At 64.7% G+C, this 21,324-nt stretch carries 21 protein-coding genes and 1 pseudogene; 7 read left to right on the top strand and 15 right to left on the bottom strand.

The window, feature by feature from the left end; genetic code table 11:
* From ABG82_RS25095 to ABG82_RS25075, 5 genes are all read right to left on the bottom strand, one after another.
* A complete protein-coding gene (locus ABG82_RS25095; RefSeq protein ID WP_043076294.1) occupies positions 1-1,773 on the bottom strand; it encodes a SulP family inorganic anion transporter in 1,773 nt (590 codons plus the stop codon).
* Complete coding sequence (locus ABG82_RS25090; protein WP_043076295.1) at positions 1,774-2,892, bottom strand: sulfate ABC transporter substrate-binding protein; 1,119 nt, start codon at positions 2,890-2,892, stop codon at positions 1,774-1,776.
* A gap of 97 nt (positions 2,893-2,989) precedes the next feature.
* On the bottom strand, positions 2,990-3,556 hold the full coding sequence (locus ABG82_RS25085) for a TIGR03086 family metal-binding protein (protein ID WP_043076296.1): 567 nt from the start codon (positions 3,554-3,556) through the stop codon (positions 2,990-2,992).
* 148 nt (positions 3,557-3,704) lie between these two features.
* Positions 3,705-4,547 carry a MaoC/PaaZ C-terminal domain-containing protein gene (locus ABG82_RS25080; RefSeq protein ID WP_043076297.1) on the bottom strand — a complete coding sequence of 281 codons (843 nt, stop codon included), beginning with the start codon at positions 4,545-4,547 and terminating at the stop codon, positions 3,705-3,707.
* A gap of 1 nt (position 4,548) precedes the next feature.
* On the bottom strand, positions 4,549-5,907 hold the full coding sequence (locus ABG82_RS25075; RefSeq protein WP_043076298.1) for a 3-oxoacyl-ACP reductase: 1,359 nt from the start codon (positions 5,905-5,907) through the stop codon (positions 4,549-4,551).
* A 60-nt stretch (positions 5,908-5,967) separates the two neighbouring features.
* On the opposite strand from ABG82_RS25075, the gene ABG82_RS25070 reads away from it, so the two are divergent.
* Positions 5,968-7,338 (top strand): acetyl-CoA C-acetyltransferase, encoded by a 1,371-nt coding sequence (locus tag ABG82_RS25070; RefSeq protein WP_174544345.1) that lies wholly within the window; start codon positions 5,968-5,970, stop codon positions 7,336-7,338.
* A 204-nt stretch (positions 7,339-7,542) separates the two neighbouring features.
* Here ABG82_RS25070 and ABG82_RS25065 read toward each other — a convergent pair whose 3' ends face one another.
* A complete protein-coding gene (locus ABG82_RS25065) occupies positions 7,543-9,036 on the bottom strand; it encodes a molybdopterin-dependent oxidoreductase (RefSeq protein ID WP_043076300.1) in 1,494 nt (497 codons plus the stop codon).
* A gap of 66 nt (positions 9,037-9,102) precedes the next feature.
* Between ABG82_RS25065 and ABG82_RS25060 the strand changes: the two genes are divergently transcribed.
* Positions 9,103-9,546: an AAA family ATPase gene (locus ABG82_RS25060; protein ID WP_043076301.1), complete on the top strand. Its 444-nt coding sequence runs from the start codon at positions 9,103-9,105 to the stop codon at positions 9,544-9,546.
* 7 nt (positions 9,547-9,553) lie between these two features.
* On the opposite strand, the gene ABG82_RS25055 is transcribed toward ABG82_RS25060, so the two are convergent.
* From ABG82_RS25055 to ABG82_RS25040, 4 genes and pseudogenes are all read right to left on the bottom strand, one after another.
* A complete protein-coding gene (locus ABG82_RS25055) occupies positions 9,554-10,444 on the bottom strand; it encodes an alpha/beta fold hydrolase (protein ID WP_109559289.1) in 891 nt (296 codons plus the stop codon).
* Positions 10,441-11,679: an ISL3 family transposase gene (locus ABG82_RS27990; protein WP_043080596.1), complete on the bottom strand. Its 1,239-nt coding sequence runs from the start codon at positions 11,677-11,679 to the stop codon at positions 10,441-10,443. Before ABG82_RS27990 ends, ABG82_RS25055 begins: the two co-directional genes overlap by 4 nt.
* Positions 11,680-11,800: 121 nt before the next feature.
* A pseudogene (locus tag ABG82_RS28380) lies at positions 11,801-11,905 on the bottom strand (alpha/beta hydrolase); the annotation flags it as partial.
* A gap of 95 nt (positions 11,906-12,000) precedes the next feature.
* Positions 12,001-13,836, bottom strand: coding sequence for an acyl-CoA dehydrogenase (locus ABG82_RS25040; RefSeq protein ID WP_043076400.1), 1,836 nt, complete (start codon positions 13,834-13,836; stop codon positions 12,001-12,003).
* Positions 13,837-14,085: 249 nt separating this feature from the next.
* Here ABG82_RS25040 and ABG82_RS25035 point away from each other — a divergent pair, with 249 nt between their 5' ends.
* Positions 14,086-14,655, top strand: a complete 570-nt coding sequence (locus tag ABG82_RS25035) for a DinB family protein (protein ID WP_043076303.1) — start codon at positions 14,086-14,088, stop codon at positions 14,653-14,655.
* Here the strand turns inward: ABG82_RS25035 and ABG82_RS25030 are convergent.
* Positions 14,652-16,430, bottom strand: a complete 1,779-nt coding sequence (locus ABG82_RS25030) for a serine/threonine-protein kinase (protein WP_043076304.1) — start codon at positions 16,428-16,430, stop codon at positions 14,652-14,654. The genes ABG82_RS25035 and ABG82_RS25030 overlap by 4 nt on opposite strands.
* 108 nt (positions 16,431-16,538) lie before the next feature.
* Between ABG82_RS25030 and ABG82_RS25025 the strand changes: the two genes are divergently transcribed.
* Together ABG82_RS25025 and ABG82_RS25020 are read left to right on the top strand one after the other, a co-directional pair.
* Entirely contained in the window at positions 16,539-17,507 is a 969-nt protein-coding gene (locus ABG82_RS25025; protein ID WP_043076305.1) for an isopenicillin N synthase family dioxygenase, read from the top strand.
* Positions 17,508-17,595: 88 nt separating this feature from the next.
* Positions 17,596-17,907 carry a hypothetical protein gene (locus tag ABG82_RS25020; RefSeq protein ID WP_043076306.1) on the top strand — a complete coding sequence of 104 codons (312 nt, stop codon included), beginning with the start codon at positions 17,596-17,598 and terminating at the stop codon, positions 17,905-17,907.
* A gap of 74 nt (positions 17,908-17,981) precedes the next feature.
* Here the strand turns inward: ABG82_RS25020 and ABG82_RS25015 are convergent, their stop codons facing one another.
* On the bottom strand, positions 17,982-18,779 hold the full coding sequence (locus ABG82_RS25015; protein WP_043076307.1) for a crotonase/enoyl-CoA hydratase family protein: 798 nt from the start codon (positions 18,777-18,779) through the stop codon (positions 17,982-17,984).
* A 28-nt stretch (positions 18,780-18,807) separates the two neighbouring features.
* On the opposite strand from ABG82_RS25015, the gene ABG82_RS25010 reads away from it, so the two are divergent.
* Positions 18,808-19,296 carry a flavin reductase family protein gene (locus ABG82_RS25010; protein ID WP_043076308.1) on the top strand — a complete coding sequence of 163 codons (489 nt, stop codon included), beginning with the start codon at positions 18,808-18,810 and terminating at the stop codon, positions 19,294-19,296.
* Here the strand turns inward: ABG82_RS25010 and ABG82_RS25005 are convergent.
* Positions 19,293-19,727 carry a tautomerase family protein gene (locus ABG82_RS25005; protein WP_043076309.1) on the bottom strand — a complete coding sequence of 145 codons (435 nt, stop codon included), beginning with the start codon at positions 19,725-19,727 and terminating at the stop codon, positions 19,293-19,295. The two genes, ABG82_RS25010 and ABG82_RS25005, sit on opposite strands and share 4 nt — an antisense overlap.
* A gap of 35 nt (positions 19,728-19,762) precedes the next feature.
* Entirely contained in the window at positions 19,763-20,458 is a 696-nt protein-coding gene (locus tag ABG82_RS25000) for an SDR family oxidoreductase (RefSeq protein ID WP_043076310.1), read from the bottom strand.
* Between the two features lie 89 nt (positions 20,459-20,547).
* Here ABG82_RS25000 and ABG82_RS24995 point away from each other — a divergent pair, with 89 nt between their 5' ends.
* Positions 20,548-21,015: a winged helix-turn-helix transcriptional regulator gene (locus ABG82_RS24995; protein ID WP_043076311.1), complete on the top strand. Its 468-nt coding sequence runs from the start codon at positions 20,548-20,550 to the stop codon at positions 21,013-21,015.
* A 26-nt stretch (positions 21,016-21,041) separates the two neighbouring features.
* On the opposite strand, the gene ABG82_RS24990 is transcribed toward ABG82_RS24995, so the two are convergent.
* Positions 21,042-21,308 (bottom strand): ArsR/SmtB family transcription factor, encoded by a 267-nt coding sequence (locus ABG82_RS24990; protein WP_043076312.1) that lies wholly within the window; start codon positions 21,306-21,308, stop codon positions 21,042-21,044.
* Positions 21,309-21,324 lie beyond the last annotated feature (16 nt).

The following is a 21,324-nucleotide window of genomic DNA, read 5'->3' as shown; positions in this document are numbered from 1 at the left end:
TCACACCAGGTAGTACAGCTTCTCTTGGTTGGCTACCGGGCCGGAGGGCGTTTCCTCCAACCGGGTCTGCGCATACCGAACAGCGCGCAGCGTCGCGGAGAACTCCTTGTCCTCCTCCGGGAAGACCTGCTCGGCGGGTAACCAATCGGCAAAGCCGACATTCTCCAGCAGCGCAAGGGAATCCGGGCGCACCCCGGCCAGCAGGACGGTCACGCCGAGCTGCTGTTGTTCCCGGATGAAGTGTTCGAGACGTTCGATGCAGACCACGTCGGGGTGGCGTACCCGCTTGAGTCGCAGGATCACTACCTTCAGATTGTCGTCACGGATCCTGACTTGCAAGGCGTCGAGATAGCGGTCGAGTTCCGGTGCGGCACCGAAGAACAGCTCGCCCTCAAGGTCATAGATGACGGGCGCGCCGGCGCCGGTCGGTCTGTCCTGAGAGGTGCGTTCACGGATGACGCCCTCGTCCGTGACGACGAGTTCGGCCGCTTTGAGCTTGGCCGCGCGGGGCACGAACAGCAGGATCGAGAGCACCACGCCCACCAGCACGGCGGTGTCCAGGTTCACGGCCACGCCCACCAGCGCCGTGATGATGACCAGACCGGCGTCATAGCGTGACGCCTTCACCGCATAGGCGAGCCGCCGGAAGTCGACCAACCGCACCGCGGTCACCAACAGCAGGCCCGCCAGCGCCGCCTGGGGAATGAAACGCAATAACGGGGCGAAGAGCAGCAGTGCGATGGTTACCGTTGCGGCGCTGATTATTCCGGAGAACCTTGTCGCCGCACCTGACTGATAGTTGATCGCCGAACGTGACAGCGAGCCCGAACCGGGCAGGCTCTGGAAGAAGCCACCGGTGAGGTTGGCCAGGCCCTCGGCGAGGATCTGCCGGTTGTAGTCGATCTGCTGCCCGGTGTGGTGTGCGATGGCCTTGGCGATGGACAACGCCTCGATCAGGCCGATGAACGCGATGGCCAGCGCGCCATGTGACAACTCGCCGAGTGTGCTCACCTGTACGTCGGGAATGTGGAATTCCGGGAGGCTGGCCGGGATTTTGCCGGAGATCTTCACATCGGTGTGTCCCGTGCCGTCGGGCACCGACCAGCCGTACACGTAAGCGATTACGGCGGTGACGATCAGCACCAGCAGCATGTCGATCTGCGGCAGACCATAGCGCTGGACCACCCGGCGCAGGAGCACCGCCAGCACCACCGCGGAGACGCTCAGGAACAGCGCGCGGTAATTCACCGCATCGCCGTGGAACAGGGTGAGCCAGGCGCGCTGCAGCACCTGCATGTGGCCATCTCCCTTGTCCCGCACACCGATTGCGTTCGCCAGCTGGCCGATGGCGAGCAGCAGGGCGGCACTCGCCATGAATCCGATGACGACAGACTCCGAGATGTACCGGGTGAGGTCGCCGAGTTTGAAGACCGCGATGAGAATCTGGATAGCCCCGACCAGCACACCCAGCAGGAACAGCGCCTCGAACAGTCCGGTGCGGTTCTCGGGGTCCAGGAAGGCCAGCGAGCTGAAGACCAGCAGCGAGATCGCGCTGGTGGGCCCGTTGATGAGGTGCGATGACGAACCGAATATGGACGCGATGGTGGTGACCACGATCGCGGAGTAGACGCCGTATTTGGGATCGACCCCGGCGATCAGCGCGTAGGCCATGGCCTGGGGCAGCGATATCGCCGCCACCGTCAAACCGGCGATGATGTCGCGACGGGCCTTGGTCGCGTCGTAGTTCTGGAATGGTCCCAGTGCCGAAGACATCTAGCGTCCTTGTCTGTCGGAGGCGAAGGTGGTGGTGCCACGGTCGGTATTGCGCGGGATGGTTTCGTAAATCCCGTTGTCGGAGAAGAACTTCTGACGTGCGTCATCCCAGCTGGTCGCGATCGCGGTGATGGGGAACAGGGTGATCGTGGGCAGCGTATTGCTGTGCCGGGCAAGGATTTCGGGCTTGAACGGACGATAGCCGCGCTGGGCGGCGACCTCCTGCGCCTCATCGGTGAAGAGGTACTCCAGGTAGGCCTTGGCTATCGCGGCCCGCTTGGCATCACCCAGATTGGCATCCACCCAGGCGACCGCCGGTTCGGCGCGAATACTCACCGGCGGATAGACGATCTCGAGTTCGTTCTTGTTGGCGTCGACCTCGTTGATGGCCTCGTTCTCCCAGGTCAGGTGCACATCGCCGAGTCGCTGAACTGAGAACGTGTTGGTGGCGCCGCGCGCACCGCTGTCGAGGGCCGCGACGTTCCGGAAGAGAGCGGTGAGGTAGGCGCGCGCGTCGGCTTCGGTTCCGCCTCGTGTCACCACCGAGCCCCAGGCCGCGAGCACCGAAAGCTGTCCATTGCCGGAGGTACGCGGATTCGGCGTGATAACGGAGACGTTTTCCTTGACGAGATCCGGCCAGTCATGGATACCGCGCGGGTTGCCCTTGCGGACGACGAAGACGATGGTCGAGGTGTACGGGACCGAGTTGTTGGGTAACCGTTGGCGCCAGTTCGGCGCGATCAGGCCGCGCAGGCTGAGCGTGTCCACGTCGCTGACCGATGCCAGCGACACCACGTCCGCGCGCTGACTGCCGTCCAGCACGCTGCGGGCCTGCCGGGCCGAGCCACCGTTGGTGCGCTTGATCTCGATCGTCTTGCCGGTCTTGTCCTTGTACCGCTTGGTGAAGGTGCCGTCGAGAACGTTGTAGAGCTCACGCGTCGGGTCGTAGGAGACGTTGAGCAGCTGGTCGGTGCCGTGGTCGGGCAGGTTCTTAACCACCACCAGCGTCGCCGCCACCAGGACGGCGACCACGCCGAGGATGTTGAGCAGCGGCAGCTGGCGCAGCACTGCCCGCCAGTCGACGGGTGGCGCTTCTTGGTGATCCTCGTCCGCTGGCACGACGCACTCCTCGAATTTGCTGCATGAAATGACGAGCGATCGTAACGATCGGTTCGCCGAAGTACAGCCGTCGTGATCAGCGTGAGTATTACTCCGGTCAGCTTGCCGGTGACCATCCCGGGTTGCGGCCGGTGAAGGCGATGAGTTTCACCAAGCTCGGGGAGTCCTCGGGCACCGGTACCTCGTCGGCGAAGAAGTCCCCGTCGCGGCGCTCCGGCTGGATGATCATGCGCACCGATTCCAGGACACCGGTAGTGAGTTCATCCATCGGATCGAACTCCTGACCGGTGGCCACGGCGTAATCCCAGGCATGGACCAGGAACTCCGAACTCAGGATGCGGACGGCGACTTCGGCGGGGTACTCGCCGATCGGAAGGCGGACCGTCCCGTCGATGCCGCGGCGCTGCCAGCCGTCGACAACCGCCTGCGACTGGGGCAGCAGACGGTCGGCCACGGAACCTTCGGTGGTGAGGTCGATGTCGACACCCGCCGCTCCGCCAAGCAGTTTGATGGAGTTCTGCAGATGATCGGTGAGCTGAGCGACGGTGAACTTGGCGTTGGGTGTCGGCTTGTCGTTGTCTGCCTCGGTGAGTCTGCTGACGACCTCGTACAGTGCGGCGCGGGCGTTGGCGACGGTCTCCAGGGGGCTGAGTGCGGTGGTCATGATGGCTCCTGTCCAGAGGGGGTCTCTATCTCTATGACGAAGAGACCGCCACGGATCCGACAACTCATCGCGCAAAGGCGGCCGCGCTCTGGAACGCAGAAGGCCCGCGACCGGATTAACCTGTCGCGGGCCTTCGGAAGGTGCTTGATCAGAGCGGGGTGACGCTCCCGGTCACGTGCGGATCACCATTGCGCGGATTGCGCACGGCGATATCCCAGCCGTTCCCATCCTTCTCGATCCACACGCCCACCGCGGCGGGCAGCAGAACCGGCTTGCCGAACTTCACGTCGTAACGCACGGCATCAGGAATTTCTCCCTGGATGTTGCCGAGAACTGCTGCGGCCGTGAACATTCCGTGAGCGATTGCCTTCGGGAAGCCCAGTGCCTTGGCGCCGATCGAGGAGGTGTGGATCGGGTTATGGTCACCACCCACCGACGCATACCGGCGGATCTGCCCACCGCTGATCCGCAGCGTCGAGTTGGGCGGCGGCAGCTTGACGGCCTTGGGTGGCTCGGGCTTGGGGCCGCCCGAGAGGCTGGTGCGCTGCTGACGCAGGAACGTCATGGTCTGCTGCCACACCGTGTCGGTTCCGATGGTGATGTCGGTGAGGACGTCCACCAGCAGTCCCTTGCGGTGTTCGCGCAGGTTCTCCGCGCGCACCTCGATGTCGACGGTGTCGGTCGCGGTGATGGCGCGGTGCTGGGTGATGTGGTTCTCCAGGTGCACCGTGCCGATTGCCGGGAACGGGAAGTCCAGGCTCGCGACCAACGACATCACCGATGGGAACTGCAGGGTGAACGGATAGGTCACCGGCACCTTGTCGGAGAAGGTCAGCCCGGTCACCTGCGCGTAGGCGGCCACATTCGCGGGGTCGATCTTCACGCCGTGGGTGCGCACCACACGGGTGGGCAGCGTGGAGGGGCGCGGGATGAACGGCAGTGCACCCACTGCCGCCATCACCATGTTCTGAAGCCCGGACGGCTGAGCCATGTCAGGCCCCCAGCCACGACTGGCCGCAGACGCGAACCACGTTGCCGGTCACCGCGTTCGAAGCGGGGCTGGCGAAGTAGGCGATGGTCTCGGCCACATCCACGGGCTCGCCACCCTGGTTCAGCGAGTTGATGCGGCGACCCACCTCGCGGTTGGCCAGCGGGATGGCGGCAGTCATCTTGGTCTCGATGAAGCCCGGCGCGACGGCGTTGATGGTGATGCCCTTCTCGGCCAGCGACGGAGCGAGCGCCTGGGTGATGCCGATCATGCCGGCCTTGGTGGCGCCGTAGTTGGTCTGGCCGCGGTTACCGGCGATGCCTGCGATAGAGGCCAGGCCGATGACCCGCCCGCCCGTTCCGATGGTGCCGTTTTCGATGAGCCCCTCGGTAAGGCGCTGCGGGGCAAGCAGATTGACGGCGATCACCGAGTCCCAGCGGGCGTCGTCCATGTTCTTGAGCAGCTTGTCGCGGGTGATGCCGGCGTTGTTGACCAGGATGTCGGCCTTGCCGCCGTGGTGCTCCTTGAGGTGCGCGGTGATCTGGTCGATCGCGTCAGCCGCGGTGACGTCCAATGCCAGGGCGGTGCCGCCGACCTTCTGGGCGACGGCGGTCAGATCGTCCGACGGCATGTCGATCGCGACGACGGCCGCGCCGTCACGGGCGAACACCTCGGCGATGGTCTCACCGATACCGCGGGCGGCGCCGGTGACGATGGCGACCTTGCCGGCCAGCGGCTTGTCCCAGTCGGCGGGCGGGGTGGAATCGTCGGCACCAACGTAGAACACCTGGCCGTCCACATAGGTGGACTTGGCCGACAGGATGAAGCGGACGGTCGACTCCAGGCCGGTGGCACCGGTCTTGGCGTCGGGGTGCAGGTACACCAGCTGCACGGTGGCGCCGTTGCCGAACTCCTTGGCCAGCGAGCGGGTGAAGCCCTCCAGTGCGCGCTGGGCGATGCGCTCGTCGGTGGTGGCGGCCTTGTCCGGGGTGGTGCCGATGACGAGCAGGCGACCCGACGCGCCGACATTGCGCAGCAGCGGGGTGAAGAACTCGTGCAGGGCCTTGAGCTCTGCCGGGGTGGTGATACCGGTGGCATCGAAGACCAGGGCGCCGAACTTGTCGGCCCAACGGCCGCCGAGGTTGTTGGAAACCACCTCGTAGTCGTCGGCCAGGGCAGCGCGCAGCGGCTCGGCGAGGCGGCCCTCGCCACCGATCAGCACGGGCCCGGCCAGCGCGGGCTGACCCTTCTTGTAGCGGCGCAGCTTCTCGGGCTGCGGGATACCCAGGCGGCCGGCGAGCAGGTTTCCGGGCCCGGAGTTGACCAGCAGCGCGTAGAGGTCGTCAGTGAGCTTGGGGGACATGTGCCGTCCTTCGTAATTGGTCTAGGGTGAATTCGACAAAGAACTTACTCCAGAGTAAGAATGCTCGGTAATCCTGCCCCCTCAACAGTGGAGAGACAAGTGGCAACTAGCCCGGCTCGCAAGTCAGACGCTTCGCAAGGTCGCCGCCGCGTCGCGGTTCTCGGTGGTAACCGCATCCCCTTCGCACGCTCGGACGGCGCCTACGCGAATGCCTCCAACCAGGACATGTTGACCGCCGCCATCACCGGGGCGTCTGATCGTTTCAACCTCAAGGGCGAGCGCCTGGGCGCCGTCATCGCTGGCGCTGTGCTCAAGCTGAGCCGTGATTTCAATCTCACCCGCGAATCGGTGCTGGGCAGCCCGCTCTCGCCGTACACCCAGGCCTTTGATCTGCAGCAGGCCTGCGGCACGGGTCTGCAGGCGGCCATCGTGGGCGCCGACGGCATTGCACTGGGCCGGTACGAGTCGGTGCTGGCCGGTGGTGTGGACACCACCTCCGACGCGCCCATCAACTTCGGTGATGATCTTCGCCACACCTTGCTGGCGATCCGGCGCGCCAAGGACAACGTGACCCGCCTCAAGCTGCTCGGCAAGCTCCCTGCCGCCCTGGGTGTGGACATCCCGCAGAACGGTGAGCCCCGCACCGGGCTGTCCATGGGCGAGCACGCCGCCATCACCGCCAAGCAAATGGGCGTCAAGCGCACCGACCAGGACGCCCTGGCCGCCGCCAGCCACCAGAAGATGGCCGCCGCCTACGACCGCGGCTTCTTCGACGACCTGATCAGCCCGTTCCTGGGCCTGTACCGCGATGACAACCTGCGCCCGAATTCGAGCGTCGAGAAGCTGGCCACGTTGAAGCCGGTGTTCGGCGTGAAGCATGGCGACGCCACTATGACCGCGGGTAACTCCACCCCGCTGACCGATGGTGCCTCGGTGGCGCTGCTGTCCAGCGAGGAGTGGGCCGCCGAGCGCGGTCTGCCGGTGCTGGCCTACTTCGTCGACGGTGAGACCGCGGCCGTGGACTACATCAACGGCCCCGACGGTCTGCTGATGGCCCCGACCTACGCGGTGCCGCGTCTGCTGGCCCGTAACGGCTTGACCCTGCAGGACTTCGACTTCTACGAAATCCACGAGGCCTTCGCCTCGGTGGTGCTCGCGACGCTGCAGGCGTGGGAGTCGGCGGACTACTGCAAGGAGCGCCTCGGCCTGGACAAGCCGTTGGGTGCGATCGACCGCTCCAAACTCAACGTCAATGGTTCCTCACTGGCCGCCGGCCACCCATTCGCGGCCACCGGTGGGCGCATCGTGGCGCAGCTGGCCAAGCAACTCGCGGAGAAGAAGAAGGAAAACGGCGGGACCGGTACGTACCGCGGGCTCATCTCGGTGTGCGCCGCGGGCGGCCAGGGCGTGACCGCCATCCTGGAAGCCTGAGTCGTTTAGATCGCTAATCCAGGCCCCCGGTCGTCGGCATCAAGCCGATGACCGGGGGTTTTGGCATTCTCGGGGCGGCCCCAAAAAAAGTTTCAAGTTTTTTCCGGGGAGCTGTAACGCTCCTGGAGTGGGTGTCGATACATGGGTAGCCTCGCGCCACCGTCCGACCCCCCGACCCGACGGCGGCGCGGGGCTACCTAATTTTTAGGCCGCCACCGTCACAAGCCGTTTCGGATAGCCCGTTGCCCCGTCGGGAACCGGCGAGGCGATCTGATCGGTCTGCACCGCTCCGGTGCCATCGGTAGCCCGCGCGGTGATGATGTGCTCGCCCGGTGTCGCGTGCCAGCCGAACCACCACTGCCGCCAGGTGTCGACCGAATACTCCGGGGCCAGCCGGGCCGGCTGCCACGGGCCGTCGTCAATCCGCACTTCCACCCGGGTGATACCGCGGTGTTGTGCCCAGGCCGTTCCCGCCACGACCTGCGTGCCGGTGCCCAGGCGCTCGCCGGTCCGGGGCGTGTCGATGCGGCAGCCCGTCTTGATGGGCCCGCGCGCCGACCAGCCGCGGACGGTCCAGTACGCATCGGCCTTGTCGAAGCGTGTGATCTCCCAGTCGACAACCCATTTGGTCGCCGACACATACCCATACAATCCGGGCACCACCTGCCGGACGGGGTAGCCGTGCTCGACGGGCAACGGTGTGCCATTCATCGCGGTGGCGAGAATGGCGTCGCGGCCGTCGGTCAGCACCTGCAGCGGGGTACCGGCCGTCCAGCCGTCGGCGCTCTTCGACAACAGCATGTCCGCATCCGGGTGCACCCCAACCGATTCCAAAATCGGTTTGATGGGAAAGCCGGTCCAGATCGCGTTGCCGATGAGATCTCCGCCGATTTCGTTGGAGACACATGTGAGAGTGACGGCTCGTTGGGTCGCGGCCATGGCGTTCAGGTCGGCCCACGTCAGGGTGCGCGGACGGTCGACCATGCCGTGAATGTTGAGCTGCCACTCGGACGTGGTCACCTGAGGCACCCGCAACGCGGTGTCGATGCGGTAGAAGTCCGCATTGCTCGTGATGAACGGGGCCGCGCCCTTGACGTTGATGCCGTCGGGCAGGGGAGGGGCCGGCGCGACAGGTGCGGGCAATGCGGCGTCCCGGCGTTCCTCGGCGATGACGGCACCCTTGCTCCAGCGGCTGCCGAGCCAATAGACACCTGCTGATCCGATCGCGAAAACCGCTGCCGTTCCGAAGAATCTGCGGCGGTCCGGCGCTTCCTGGCCCTGCGTGCGGTTGACCAGTGCGCGCAGCACCAGCACTCCCGCCACGGCGGCGATCACCGAGGGCCAGATCCAGGTGAATCCCCCCGCCGGGCGAGTCGCCGCGGCGACGGCCCCGGCCGCTCCGAGCATGCCGATGAGAACGGAGCCGTAACGTCGTTCACCCTCGGCCAGGCCTGCGGCCGCGGCGAGCAGAGCGATGATCGCGGATAGACAGACAAACAGCACCGCCTTGTCGGAGGTGCCGAAGACGCCGATGACCCATTCGCGAACAGCCGCCGGGGTGTGATCCACGACCGTGTTCCCGACCGCGTAGAACGGTGCGGAATCGGGCGCGACGGCGGTGGCGGTCAGTTGTCCGGCAGCGAGCGCGGCCGCCGCGGCGACCAGTCCCGCGATGACCCGTCGTGCTGCTTGCTCCATCGTCGCCTCCCGTTGGCTCCACTCTTCTCCTGCTGTCAACGAGCCGCCACCGCATATGGTTCAGATGTGGCGCGGGTATTGGTGACGGGCATGTCGGGGACGGGCAAGACCACGCTGTTACAGGAGCTGGCACGGCGCGGTATGCGCACGGTGGACACCGACTACGACGGCTGGACTTTGGCCGACGGTAGGTGGGATGCGGGCCGGATGTCGGAGCTGCTGGATCAGCATGCCGAGGTTGTTGTTTCCGGCACCGTCGACAACCAGGTGGACTTTTATGACAGATTCGCCCACGTGGTGCTGCTCAGTGTGCCGTTGTCGGTGGCGATCGCGCGGGTCAGCTCACGCTCCGGTAATCCGTACGGGCGAACCAGGGCCGAGCAGGACGAGATAGCGCAGAACACCGAGGCGATAGAACCGCTGTTACGCGAGAGCGCCTCGATGGAATTGGATGGCCGGCTGCCCGTACCCGAACTGGCCGACCATGTTGCGGCGCTGGTGTATTCGTGACGTCGGCTCAGCCGGCCACCGCACGGATGAACCCGACGGCGGCATCTTCCAGTTGCTTGAGTCCCGGATCTTCCAGCGGATAGTGCCCGGCCCGTTCCAGGGGAACTACCGTCACCGGCACCTGGGTGATGGGCTCGAGCACCGGCTTACTGAACTCGTAGGGAGTCCACTGGTCCTCGTCGGGTTGCGTGAGCATGACCGGACACACGTCGAAGTCGGCCGGTTCGACGGCGGGGGCATAGCTCATGTACTCCGCCAGGAACTTCACACTGACCCAGTTGGCGGCCGATGTGCGGTCCTTCATGAAGACCTTCATCGCCGCGCGGTTGTTGGCAAGCGTGCTCATCTTCGCGGCCAGCCACATGGGGTAGCGCACCCGACGGGCCGGCGTCTTGGCCGCGAGCCGTAGGAACGGGACGCCCACACGCGCCGTCAACAGATCATGCGCGGTCCCGTCGGCCACCTCGCGCACCCGCTGATCCAGGAACGTCATGCCGATGATCCCGCGTACTGTGTCGCGTGGCGCCTTGGCGGCCACGTGGTAGGCGAGCATGCCGCCGGCACTGAGGCCGTACAGCACGATGGGGCGCACATCGCGGCGCCGCTCGTAGTCCAGGAAGTCGACCACCAGGTCCACCCAATCGCCGTATCCCGGCACCGTGCCGGGCGCCACATCGGTCAGGCCGTAGCCCAGGTTGTCGATCGCGACCGTCTCGTAGCCTCTGCGCGCCAACGGCGCACCAAGAATCAGTGACATCTGGCGGCCGTTGGTGCCTACCCCGTGCAGCAACACCACCTTGACCGGTGCCGCGGCATTGGTATACCGGTCGAGGTGCACCTGATTGCCGTGCCAATCCCAGAATTCCGGCTCTATTGCCATGAATGTGGATGACCTCATGTGTGGTATGGGAGTTCGAGGGTCACCGGTCCGCAGACGAGCATGATCATGGCGAGCGCGTTCTCGGCGTTGTGGAAGCCGTAGGCCCTGCGGATGATCAACCGGACCTTGTTGTTGAGCCCTTCGTGGCGGCCGTTGGCCAGTCCGCGCTCCACCGCGGCTTGGATGCCATCGAGGTGTTTGTTGATGGTTCGGCCGACCTTGACGAACTGCGGGATCCGGCACCGCTGCGCCCATGAGCACCATTTCCCGAGCATGTCGGTGACGGTGTCGGCGTCAAGATCCCCGGCGAACACCGCCCGCAGCGATTCCTTCAGTTCGTAGGCGCGGACCAGTGCGCCGCCCTCGCGTTTGAGCTGGGCGAGGGTGGCTTTCTGTGTGTCGGTGAGGGATTCGGGGTTCTTCAGCAGCGCCCAGCGGGCTCCCTTGTAGGTTTTGGCGATCTGCTTGTCCGACAGTTTGCGCGCGGACTGCCATACCTGACGGCGAACGTCGTCGAGGGCGTCGGTGGCTAGTTTGACGACATGGAACGGATCGAAGCAGATCACCGCCTGCGGGGCATGTGCGCGAACGGATTTCGCGAATGCCGGCCCGAGGTCCATCGACACGGCCTCGATCTTCTTCGCGCCATCGGCGGGTAGGGCCGCGGTGAAGAACGCGTCGAGAGTGGCTGCCTTCTTGCCCGGCGCACCCCACACGATTGTGCCGGTGTCGTGGTCGGACACCAAAGTCAAATACTTGTGGTGCTTGCGCCAGGAGATCTCATCGACGCCGATGTCGACCAGCCCGGCCAGCCGGTCGGGGTCCAGTTTCTCGGCCACGACGCGCGAACACATCGCCCCGACGGTGCGCCACGTGACGCGGCAGAACGTCGACACCGTCTTCTTGTCACACTTGGCGGCCAGCCAGACCGCAAGGTCCTCGAAGTCGCGGGTGAACCCCGATCCCGGCCGCGCGAACGGCACTGACTCGGCCAGGACACCGTGCTCGGGGCAGCGCAACCGACGTCGCCGCAGTTTGAGCACACATACCCGCCCACTGAGGTCCAGGTGCCGCCACGCCGAATCCACCATCCGTGTGTCGTAGCGGTGCCGGGTACGGAAATCGCAATGCGGACAGGACATCACCCGCTGTTGCGGGCGCACCCACACCGTCACCTTGTCGCCGCACTCGACGTCGCGGACCGTGGTCTTCGGCAGGTCGAGGACACGGTTGAGTAAAGTGGTCGCGCGCACGGGCAAGCTCCTTGGTACGAGGTGTAGGAGCTTTCGAACCTATGAGCTACCCGTGCGCCCAGACCACTCCGCCACGCGAGACATAGCACACCCCACCCGACCCACATTCATGGCAATAGAGCCAGAATTCCTCCTGCGGCGCCGTCGATTCGTCCAGGCGCAGCCGCTCGGGGAGGAACATCTGGAGGTCTTTCCACGCCTGCTGGTCGCGGTAGTAACGAGGCATACGGCAACCCTATGCGCGGTCTGACAACGGCGATACACCGGAATGCACGAAGCCCCCGTCTCCAGTGGAAACGGGGGCTTTCGCGACTGAATCGATCAGAAAGCGGCTTCGTCGAGCTCCATGATGTCGTTGTCGACGTTGTCCAGGATGGCGCGAGTCGAGGTCAGCACGGGCAGCATGTTCTTGGCGAAGAACGAGGCGGCCGCGATCTTGCCCTCGTAGAAGGCCTTGTCGGCACCGGTGGCGCCGGCGTCCAGCGCCTCGATGGCGACGGCAGCCTGACGCTGCAGCAGCCAGCCGATCAGCAGATCGCCGACGCTCATCAGGAAGCGCACAGAGGCCGTACCGACCTTGTAGACCTGGGTGATCTCCTGCTGTGCGGCCATCAGGTTGCCGGTCATGCCCGCCGCCATGGCCTGCACGTCCTCCAGCGCCGTAGCGAGCAGCGCACGCTCGGCCTTGAGGCGACCGTTGCCGGTCTCGCTCTTGACGAACTCCTCGATCTGGCCGGAAACGAAGGCCAGCGACTTGCCCTGGTCCTTGACGATCTTCCGGAAGAAGAAGTCCTGGGCCTGGATCGCGGTGGTGCCCTCATACAGCGAGTCGATCTTGGCGTCGCGGATGTACTGCTCAATCGGGTAGTCCTGCAGGAAGCCGGAGCCACCGAAGGTCTGCAGGCTCTCGGTGAGCTTCTCGTAGGCGCGCTCGGAGCCCACACCCTTGATGATCGGCAGCAGCAGGTCGTTGAGCTTGACCGCATCCGCAGCCTCGACGCCGTTGATGGCCTTGGCGGCCACGGCGTCCTGGAAGGTGGTGGCGTACAGGTACAGCGCACGCAGACCCTCGGCGTAAACCTTCTGGGTCATCAGCGAGCGGCGCACGTCCGGGTGGTGCGTGATGGTGACACGGGGAGCGGTCTTGTCGGTCAGCTGTGTCATGTCCGCACCCTGCACGCGGGTCTTGGCGTACTCCAGCGCGTTCAGGTAGCCGGTCGACAGGGTGGCAATGGCCTTGGTGCCCACCATCATGCGGGCCTGCTCGATGACATCGAACATCTGCGCGATGCCGTTGTGCACCTCGCCGACCAGCCAGCCCTTGGCGGGTACGCCGTGCTGACCGAAGCTCAGCTCACAGGTGGCCGAAACCTTCAGGCCCATCTTGTGTTCGACATTGGTGACAAAGGCACCGTTGCGCTCGCCCGGCTCGCCGGTCTCGAAGTTCGGGATGAACTTCGGCACGAAGAACAGCGACAGGCCCTTGGTGCCGGGGCCGGCGCCCTCGGGGCGGGCCAGCACCAGGTGCATGATGTTCTCGAACATGTCGTCCGAATCGGCCGAGGTGATGAAGCGCTTCACACCCTCGATGTGCCAGGAGCCGTCCTCCTGCTTGATGGCCTTGGTGCGTCCGGCGCCCACGTCCGAACCGGCGTCGGGCTCGGTGAGCACCATGGTGGCGCCCCAGCCGCGCTCGGCGGCGAATTCGGCCCACTTCTTCTGCTCATCGGTGGCGACGTTGTAGAAGATCTGCGCGAAACCGGCACCGCCGCTGTACATCCAGACGGCGGGGTTGGCGCCCAGGATCATCTCCTGAACGGCCCACATCAGCGAGCGGGGAACCGGGCTGCCGCCGAGCTCTTCGATCAGGCCGAGGCGATCCCAGCCGGCTTCGGTGATGGCCTTGACGGACTTCTTGAAGGGCTCGGGGATGGCGACCGAGTGGGTCTCCGGATCGAAGACCGGTGGGTTGCGGTCGCCCTCGGCGAACGAATCGGCCAGCGGTCCTTCGGCGAGGGTGCGCATTTCGGCAAGGAAGGTGCGAGCGGTGTCTTCGTCCAGCTCGGGGAATTCTTCGCCCCCGAATACCTGCTGGATCTTGAAGAGCTCGAAGAGGTTGAACTCCAGGTCGCGGACGTTCGACTTGTAGTGGCCCATGTGCGTCATTGCCTTTTCTCGTGGGGCTGTTCTGAGTATTCGGTTGGGTTCTTACTTCCGATTAAGTTACCCACCGGTAACAACTGAACTATACCGCCGCTCAGCGGATGACAAAAGTCCTGACCTTGTGTCTGTCATCACAATTCGATATCGCAGGTCAGGGGCTGTTTTTTGGCGCTTCGAAGAGTGATGTCGGACCCGTGGTGTTCGCTTATGCATGCCAGCTCACCGCCCATGAGAGGACCTTGTATGCCTGCCATGCCCCCACCCGTTCTGACCGAGTTGGACGGCCTGATCGAGTACATCGCGCAGCAGCAAGACGCTTTCCGGATCGTGGCTTTCGGCTTGACTGACGAGCAGGCTCGCCTGACTCCGACGGCGGGCACGCTATCCATTGGCGGGTTGATCAAGCATGTCACCCACATGCAGGCCGGCTGGACGGACCGGATCGTGTCGGCTCCCGGTCCCGGAACCGACCATCAGCGTGCCGATGACGAGTTCGCCTTGGGCGAGGACGAGACGCTCGCCGGGGCGTTGGCGGCATTCGGTGCGCAGAGCGCGGCGACGCTCGCCGCGGTCAAAGACAAGGGCCTGGACACTCCGGTACCGATCCCGTCCGCACCCTGGTTCCCCAAGGACATCGACGCCTGGAATGTGCGTTGGGTGGCGCTGCATATCGTTGAGGAACTGGCGCGCCATGCCGGCCATGCCGACATCATTCGCGAAACAATCGACGGCGCAACGATGTACGAGCTACTTGCCGCGGCCGAGGGCTGGGAGCCCACCGACTGGCTCAAGCCCTGGACGCCTAAGGCTTAGCGGCCGTAACGCAGGATCTTCATGGTGGTCGCGAAGCTCAGCGTGGTGGCGTTGAGGGACCCTGCCGCGTCGTTCCGGTTGGAGGCGCCGCTGGCCAGGATGTACACAAGTAGTCCGCGCACGATGTTGAAAGACACGTGTTGCCGAATGCCGTTGGCTCCCGAGGGGAACATAAAGCATGATTCCGTTGTGGTGAGCTCTTTTTGGCTGTTCTGAACAGGATTTGGCTCGTCGAATTCGAAGGAGCATCGCCAGGTGGTGGTGCCGCCGGGAATGATGTACGCGATCGCATCGCATCTCTTCAGCGTGTCTGAGCCGCCGTCGGCCGACAACGCGTCTGCCGCCGGAACCACCCGGATCAGGATTTCGCGCTCGGGGTTCTTCCGATCCCGTAGGTACAGCGTGGATGTCTCGCGACCCTTCGGGCGGAGTGCCCAGATGGGATCAATAGTGTTGCAGCCCACCGGGGTTCCCCCGATGTTGGTGGCCGATCCGGGCGGAACGGCAGGATTGAACTCGCCCGATTTGAAGGTCGGTGACGGATTCTTCTCCCACCCCTCGGGATAGTCGAACTGTCCGGGTAGCAAGCTGTCGAGGACGGCATTGGGTTGCCCGGCCAACGATTCACCGGGCCTTACGTTGGCCGCGCTGGGCGCGGATTCCGGCCGAGTATGAGTGCCATTGTGCTGGCGCGGCCAGATCAGGACCGCCACGACAGAGGATGCGACAACCAGCACAATGGCGCCGACGATGGCAACAATTCGCTTGTGTCTGACCATGGTTCGCTCAGTGTCGGCTGTGACTGGGGATGTGGTGGTCTGCACAAGATGTGGTGCCGGGGCTGGCGGAGGTGCCGGGGCGGGTACGGGCTGTGCCACCGTCTGGCGGTGCTGCGCCGGATCTGCCAGGATCTGCTGAGCGGCCGACGCGAACTCGCCGGCGCTCTGGTAACGGTCAGCGGGATTCTTGGCCATTGCCTTGGCAATCAGCCCGTCCATTGACTCGGGTACCGGCGCGAACTGGGAGATCCGGGGCGGGGGCGTCGAAAGGTGCGCATTGATGAGGGCGGGCAGGGAGTTGCCGGATCCGAATGGCGGTTGACCGGTGACCATGCGAAAGAGCGTGCAGCCCAAGGCATACACGTCGGCTCGGCCATCGACGGCCGCGCCGGACAGGACCTCCGGTGCGGCATACGCGATAGTGGCCGTCACATTACCTGCCGAGGTGACGCTGCTGCTGTCATCAAGTGCGCGGGCAACGCCGAAGTCGCCCAGCATGATTCGTCGGTCACCCTCGGATAGCAGGATGTTGGCCGGCTTCACGTCGCGGTGCACCAGACCGCGGGCGTGCAGATAGTCGAGCGCCTTGGCGACTTCGCTAACGATGTGAACGGCCCGGGTCAACGACACACGCCCGTTCACCGATTCCGAATGCGCATCGCTGCCCTGCACGTACTGCATCGCGATCCAGAGATCACCCTGTGGAGTCTCGCCGCGGTTGTGCACTGTGACGATGTTCGGGTGGTCCAGGGATGCGGCGAGCGATGCTTCCCGCATGAACCGCGCCCGGAAGGCGGGGTCGCGCGAGGCTTGGGCGCTGAGGATCTTCAGGGCCTCGGAACGTTGCAGATTCGGATTCGCGGCCAGATAGACGGTACCCATGCCGCCGCGGCCGAGGACGCGTTCAATCTGGTATCCGGATACGGTCGTCCCCGGTGCTAGGTCCCCGGCCTGCTGGCTACCCGCATCTGGTGGGGGTCTCTCCGATGACGTCATTCCCCTGTGCGTCCCTCTCGCCCGGCGGTTTGGCCATCGTACTTGTGATATTTCCTCACGGCGTTCAAGACGGTGGTCCCTTCCAGGTTTGCGGAGGAGCATGGACGCGTGGGTGAGCTTCCCGTAGTCGACCTGTCCGGCGATCCGAACCAGCTACGTGCGGCCCTGCGCGAGGTCACACACGACGTCGGTTTCTTTTACCTCACTGGGCACGGTGTTTCGCCGGGGCTGGTGGACCAGGTGCTGTCGGCCGCCGGCCGGCTTTTCGCTCTCCCAGAGCAGGATAAGGACGCCATCGCGATGGTCCGAAGCCCACATTTCCGCGGCTTCACCCGGCTGGGTGGCGAGCTGACCGGTGGGCGTACCGACTGGCGTGAGCAGATCGATGTGGGACCCGAGCGCGCCGCCAGTGAGACGGTACGAGACCGCGACTACATGTGGTTACAAGGACCCAATCAGTGGCCGGAGGCAGTCCCTGAGTTGAGAGCGGCGCTCGAGAGCTGGGATGTGGCGCTGGCGGAGGTGGGGCGAAAACTACTGAAGGAGTGGGCCATTGCCTTAGGGGCCGATGGTGACTTCTTCGACGAGGCATTTGGGGCCGAACCGGCGACGCTGATCAAGGTCATCCGGTATCCGGCGGTTGGGTCCAGCGACCAGGGCGTGGGTGCGCACCGGGATTCCGGTGTGCTGACCCTGCTGTTGGCCGAGCCCGATGTCGCAGGCCTGCAGGTTGAGGTGGACGGGACGTGGCTGGATGCCCCGGGGCGCTCGGGTGCGTTCATCGTCAACATCGGAGAGTTGCTTGAGCGCGCCAGTGGTGGATATCTGCGCGCTACTCGGCACCGGGTGATTCTCACCGGGGCGCCGCGCACGTCTGTCGCCTACTTCTTCAATCCGAGGCTGGATGCGCATATTCCGGCGCTGGAGCTGCCACGGGAGTTGCGGGACCGGGCGCGCGGTGTACGTGCTGATCCGGGCGATCCGATTCACGCCACCTATGGCGAGAACGCCTGGAAGAGCCGGCTGCGGGCCCATCCCGATGTGGCCGCCGCGCACGGGCACCTCAGCAGCAGGTAGCGACCCCGTAGATCTGGTCCGCGAACCGGTAGTGCGCGTATTACTCACCCTGTGGCAAACTACTGGCACAGAGTGAGGGAGGAGATCCATGCGAACGATCTGTTCGATGGCGGCGGGGTTCGGTTTGGCGTTGTCCATGTTCGCTGCGCCGATTGTGTCGGCAGCGCCAGGGAACGGCCCAGTCGCGGTCCAATGCCAGGTGTATGCCGATAACAACTTCGGCCCGCCTGGTTTTGGCCCGGGTGGCATGCCCGGAATGGGGTTTGGGATGAAGCAATGGGCGGGCACGGTGATCGGCCGCGGAAGTAACGAGGGCGAGGCGCGCCAAGACGCCGAGCGGCAGATGTGGGGCCCCTACGGGATGGCGCCCGAGCTGCGCGACTGCGTACCCGCGGCCTAGCGAGCGAAGCAAGATCCTTCAAGAGCTGGACGCACAAGCAATTCTACGGAGTGGGGCGTCGTGTTGCTCACGCGCTAGATGCTGCGGGCCTTGAACTGCGGCTCGGTCTTGTCGATCCCGGCCTTGCGTGCGATGGCGAAGTTGGGTCCGCGCATCAGCCGCAGCTGCAGGCGGCGTTCCAAGCCGAATGCCCGCCGCGGAACCATCGACCACGCCTTGTCGAACAGTGTCTTGGTGGCGGCCACCGAATCGGGGGAGCGTGACAGGATCTGATCGATGAGTTCGGAGGCGTCGGCCTCCGGGTCGGCGCTCACCTGAGTAACCAGCCCGATTTCCTTGGCATAGAAGCCGTCGAACATCTCACCGGTCATGGTGAGGCGCTTGGCGGTGTCGATTCCGATCAATTGACTCAGCGTGACGCTTCCGGACATATCGGGGATCAGACCCCATTTGGCTTCCAGGATCGAGAACTCGGCGTCGGGTGTGGTGAACCGGAAGTCGGCGGCCAGCGCCAGCTGCAGCCCCCCGCCGTAGCAACGCCCTTGGATGACCGCGATCACCGGCACGCGAAGCCGGCGCCACGCCCAGCATGCCTCCTGAAAACCGTTGGTACCCAGCCAGGGGAGCGGAATGAAGTTCGCGACGACGCGCGCCGGATCTTTCCCGGCGGCCGCGAAATCCAGGCCGGTAGAAAATGTGTCCCCCTCACCGGACAGCACTACCACCCGGATCGAGTTGTCCGAGGCAATATGACGGGCTGCGGCGGTCAACCCGTTCAGCATGTCGATAGTGAGTCCGTTGAGCTTCTCGGGCCGGGACAAGGTGACGCGAGCTACCTGTCCGTCGACGCGTAGGGTCACATGTGACGTCATGAAGCAAGACTAGAGGTGACATCCAGTTATGACGAGCGACACCACTTTGGACGCGGCGACGCTGCGGGAGGCGTTCGGGCACTTCCCGACCGGCGTAGTTGCGATTGCTGCCGAGATCGGCGGAACGCGAACCGGATTGGCAGCCAGCACGTTTGTGCCGGTGTCGCTGGATCCCCCGCTTGTGGCGTTTTGCGTGCAGAATTCCTCGAGCACATGGCCCAATCTGCGGGCGGCCCCACGGCTGGGTATCAGTGTGCTGGGCGAGTCGCACGACGATGCCGCGCGCACTCTGGCGGCCAAGACCGGTGATCGGTTCGCCGGCCTGGATACCTCGACCACCGAAACCGGTGCGGTGTTCATCGGCGGCACCACGGCCTGGATCGAGACTTCCATCCAGTCCGAGGTGCCCGCCGGTGATCACGCGATTGTCATCTTGAATATTCACGGGCTGACGGTGCATGCGTCGGTCGCACCGATCGTGTTCCACCGCAGCAAGTTCCGCAAGCTACTGGGCTAGGCCGGTGCGGCGTAGGGACTGGACTGATTGGTCCGGGCCCATTCACGTTCAGCCTCCGAGTTCATCGGCGGCGGTACCAGCCCGTTGATCATCCAGAGTTCCTCGCTGGTCTCGTCAACGTGGAACTCCCAGTGCAGGCCCGGCCGTTCCAGATACGGCCTGAGCACGCCGCCCAGCCGCAGGGCGCTGCGCTCGCGTGCGGCCTTGTCGGGCAGGGTGCGCGCAATGTGATCGACAACGATCCGCACGGCGGTGCCGGCCCGTTCACCGCCGACATACAAGTCGTCCGGTTCGATCTGTTTGAACACTGTGACGACGTAAAACCGGGGGAGGCCCACGGTGACGTACACGTCGGTGATGCTGTTTGCGAGATCGGATTTTTCCTTGTCGGAAAAGACGTTTGGCGTGTGATAGATCGTCCACAGCGGCATGTAAGACTCCTTGGGCTCAATGTATCGAGTAGGGGTCAGCGTCCGCTGCGGTAGGCGAGGTTCTCGACAGGCCCGGCCAGCTGGGACTTGATCTGCACGGTGAGGTCATCGGTGAGTACCTCGCTGTCGCCCTTTTCCAGCGCGTCGATGATGCGTGCCGCGATCACCGCGGGCGGTGTTTTAGGGACGGGCATTGCCGACACCATGTCGGTGTCGATGAAGCCGGCATGGACGCCGAGTACCTGCGTGCTCTGCGCTTCGAGCTCCAGGCGCAGCGAATTGGATAGCGACCAGATGGCCGCCTTCGATGCCCCGTAGGCGCCGGCACCGCCCAGCCACGAGAGCACCGAGTGGACATTCACGATCGCCCCGCCGCCGTTGGCCTTGAGGATCGGCGCGAATGCCCTGACGATCCGCAGCGGTCCGAAGACATTGGTCTGGAATGTCGCGTCGATGCTCTCGAAGTCTCCGGTGAGCAGCGAATCAGGATGTAGCACACCGGCGTTGTTGACCACGATCTCCACGTCCGTGAGGTCGCGGGCCAGTGCCGCCACCGAGGCCTCGGAGGTGACTTCGAGTTGTTTGGTGATGACCTGCGCACGCGGATCCTCGAATGGCTCGCGGGCGGTGCTGTACACCGTGCGCGCACCGCGGCTCAGTACCTCGTCGACGATGGCAGCGCCCAATCCGCGGCGGCCACCGGTGACCAGTACGACCTTGTTTTCGATCATTCCCATCTCCTAACTAACGAATACGTTAGTCAGAACGCTAGCCGCACTAGCTGGATAACGCAAGCGTTAGTTACAATGGGTCGATGACCATGGAGCTCGAGCGGCTGTTGCGGGATCGCTCTCGATGGAACACCGATGCGTGCTCGATTGGGAAGGCCCTGGATCTGCTCGGCACCAAGACGGCGTTCTTAATCGTGCGCGAATGCTTCTATGGCTCAACACGGTTCGACGAGTTCGCCGAGCGAATCGGCGTATCGGCACCCGCCGTGTCGCGTGCGCTCAGGCAGCTGGAGACGGCGGGTGTCGTGGAGAAGTCGCCGTACCGCGAACCGGGCCAGCGGGAGCGGGATGGGTATGTGCTGACCCGCATGGGCGAGGACCTGCTCCCGGTGCTGCTGTCCCTGCTCAAGTGGGGCGACGAGTATCTACAGGACGGGCACAAGCCGTTGGCGTTGATCGACAAGCAAACAGGCAGGGAAGTTGGGGTCGAAGTAACGTCGAGCCCGGGTCGGGCAGTGTCTGCCGATGGCATCGAGGTCCGTGCCGCGCGACGCTAGATGGCTATCGCCCGTGGCTCGCCCGCTTACCCATTCCAGAAATGCCGGTATGGCTCGATCCATTGGTCGATCTGGAGCAGGCCGTGGGGGCGCAGCGCGTAAACCCGGCGTTGTGCGTCTGGCCTAACGTCCACCAGTCCCACTTCGCGGAGCACCCTTAAGTGGCGCGAAACCGTGGGTTGTGTCAGGTCGGGCAGTGTCGCGACGAGGTCACCGGCGGCCCATTCGCCGCCCGCCAGCGCATCGAGCAGAATCCGCCGGCTTGGCTCGGCCACCGCCTCGAAGACGTCCATGAATAGAGTATTGCAT

The sequence above is a fragment of the Mycobacteroides immunogenum genome, assembly GCF_001605725.1.
Taxonomy (GTDB): domain Bacteria; phylum Actinomycetota; class Actinomycetes; order Mycobacteriales; family Mycobacteriaceae; genus Mycobacterium; species Mycobacterium immunogenum.
Note: the sequence above shows the minus strand (reverse complement) of the source record. Positions and strands in the feature narration are given on the sequence as shown.

What these genes read in the sequence shown, in the direction of transcription:
- ABG82_RS25070 (WP_174544345.1), top strand. Translation starts at nt 5,968, where the DNA reads ATGCTCGGTAATCCTGCCCCCTCAACAGTGGAGAGACAAGTGGCAACT.
- ABG82_RS25015 (WP_043076307.1), bottom strand. Translation starts at nt 18,779, where the DNA reads ATGACGTCACATGTGACCCTACGCGTCGACGGACAGGTAGCTCGCGTC.
- ABG82_RS24990 (WP_043076312.1), bottom strand. Translation starts at nt 21,308, where the DNA reads ATGGACGTCTTCGAGGCGGTGGCCGAGCCAAGCCGGCGGATTCTGCTC.
- ABG82_RS25000 (WP_043076310.1), bottom strand. Translation starts at nt 20,458, where the DNA reads ATGATCGAAAACAAGGTCGTACTGGTCACCGGTGGCCGCCGCGGATTG.
- ABG82_RS25055 (WP_109559289.1), bottom strand. Translation starts at nt 10,444, where the DNA reads ATGAGGTCATCCACATTCATGGCAATAGAGCCGGAATTCTGGGATTGG.
- ABG82_RS25085 (WP_043076296.1), bottom strand. Translation starts at nt 3,556, where the DNA reads ATGACCACCGCACTCAGCCCCCTGGAGACCGTCGCCAACGCCCGCGCC.
- ABG82_RS25020 (WP_043076306.1), top strand. Translation starts at nt 17,596, where the DNA reads ATGCGAACGATCTGTTCGATGGCGGCGGGGTTCGGTTTGGCGTTGTCC.
- ABG82_RS25010 (WP_043076308.1), top strand. Translation starts at nt 18,808, where the DNA reads ATGACGAGCGACACCACTTTGGACGCGGCGACGCTGCGGGAGGCGTTC.
- ABG82_RS25080 (WP_043076297.1), bottom strand. Translation starts at nt 4,547, where the DNA reads ATGGCTCAGCCGTCCGGGCTTCAGAACATGGTGATGGCGGCAGTGGGT.
- ABG82_RS25005 (WP_043076309.1), bottom strand. Translation starts at nt 19,727, where the DNA reads ATGCCGCTGTGGACGATCTATCACACGCCAAACGTCTTTTCCGACAAG.
- ABG82_RS25035 (WP_043076303.1), top strand. Translation starts at nt 14,086, where the DNA reads ATGCCTGCCATGCCCCCACCCGTTCTGACCGAGTTGGACGGCCTGATC.
- ABG82_RS25095 (WP_043076294.1), bottom strand. Translation starts at nt 1,773, where the DNA reads ATGTCTTCGGCACTGGGACCATTCCAGAACTACGACGCGACCAAGGCC.
- ABG82_RS25040 (WP_043076400.1), bottom strand. Translation starts at nt 13,836, where the DNA reads ATGGGCCACTACAAGTCGAACGTCCGCGACCTGGAGTTCAACCTCTTC.
- ABG82_RS25075 (WP_043076298.1), bottom strand. Translation starts at nt 5,907, where the DNA reads ATGTCCCCCAAGCTCACTGACGACCTCTACGCGCTGCTGGTCAACTCC.
- ABG82_RS24995 (WP_043076311.1), top strand. Translation starts at nt 20,548, where the DNA reads ATGGAGCTCGAGCGGCTGTTGCGGGATCGCTCTCGATGGAACACCGAT.
- ABG82_RS25030 (WP_043076304.1), bottom strand. Translation starts at nt 16,430, where the DNA reads ATGACGTCATCGGAGAGACCCCCACCAGATGCGGGTAGCCAGCAGGCC.
- ABG82_RS25065 (WP_043076300.1), bottom strand. Translation starts at nt 9,036, where the DNA reads ATGGAGCAAGCAGCACGACGGGTCATCGCGGGACTGGTCGCCGCGGCG.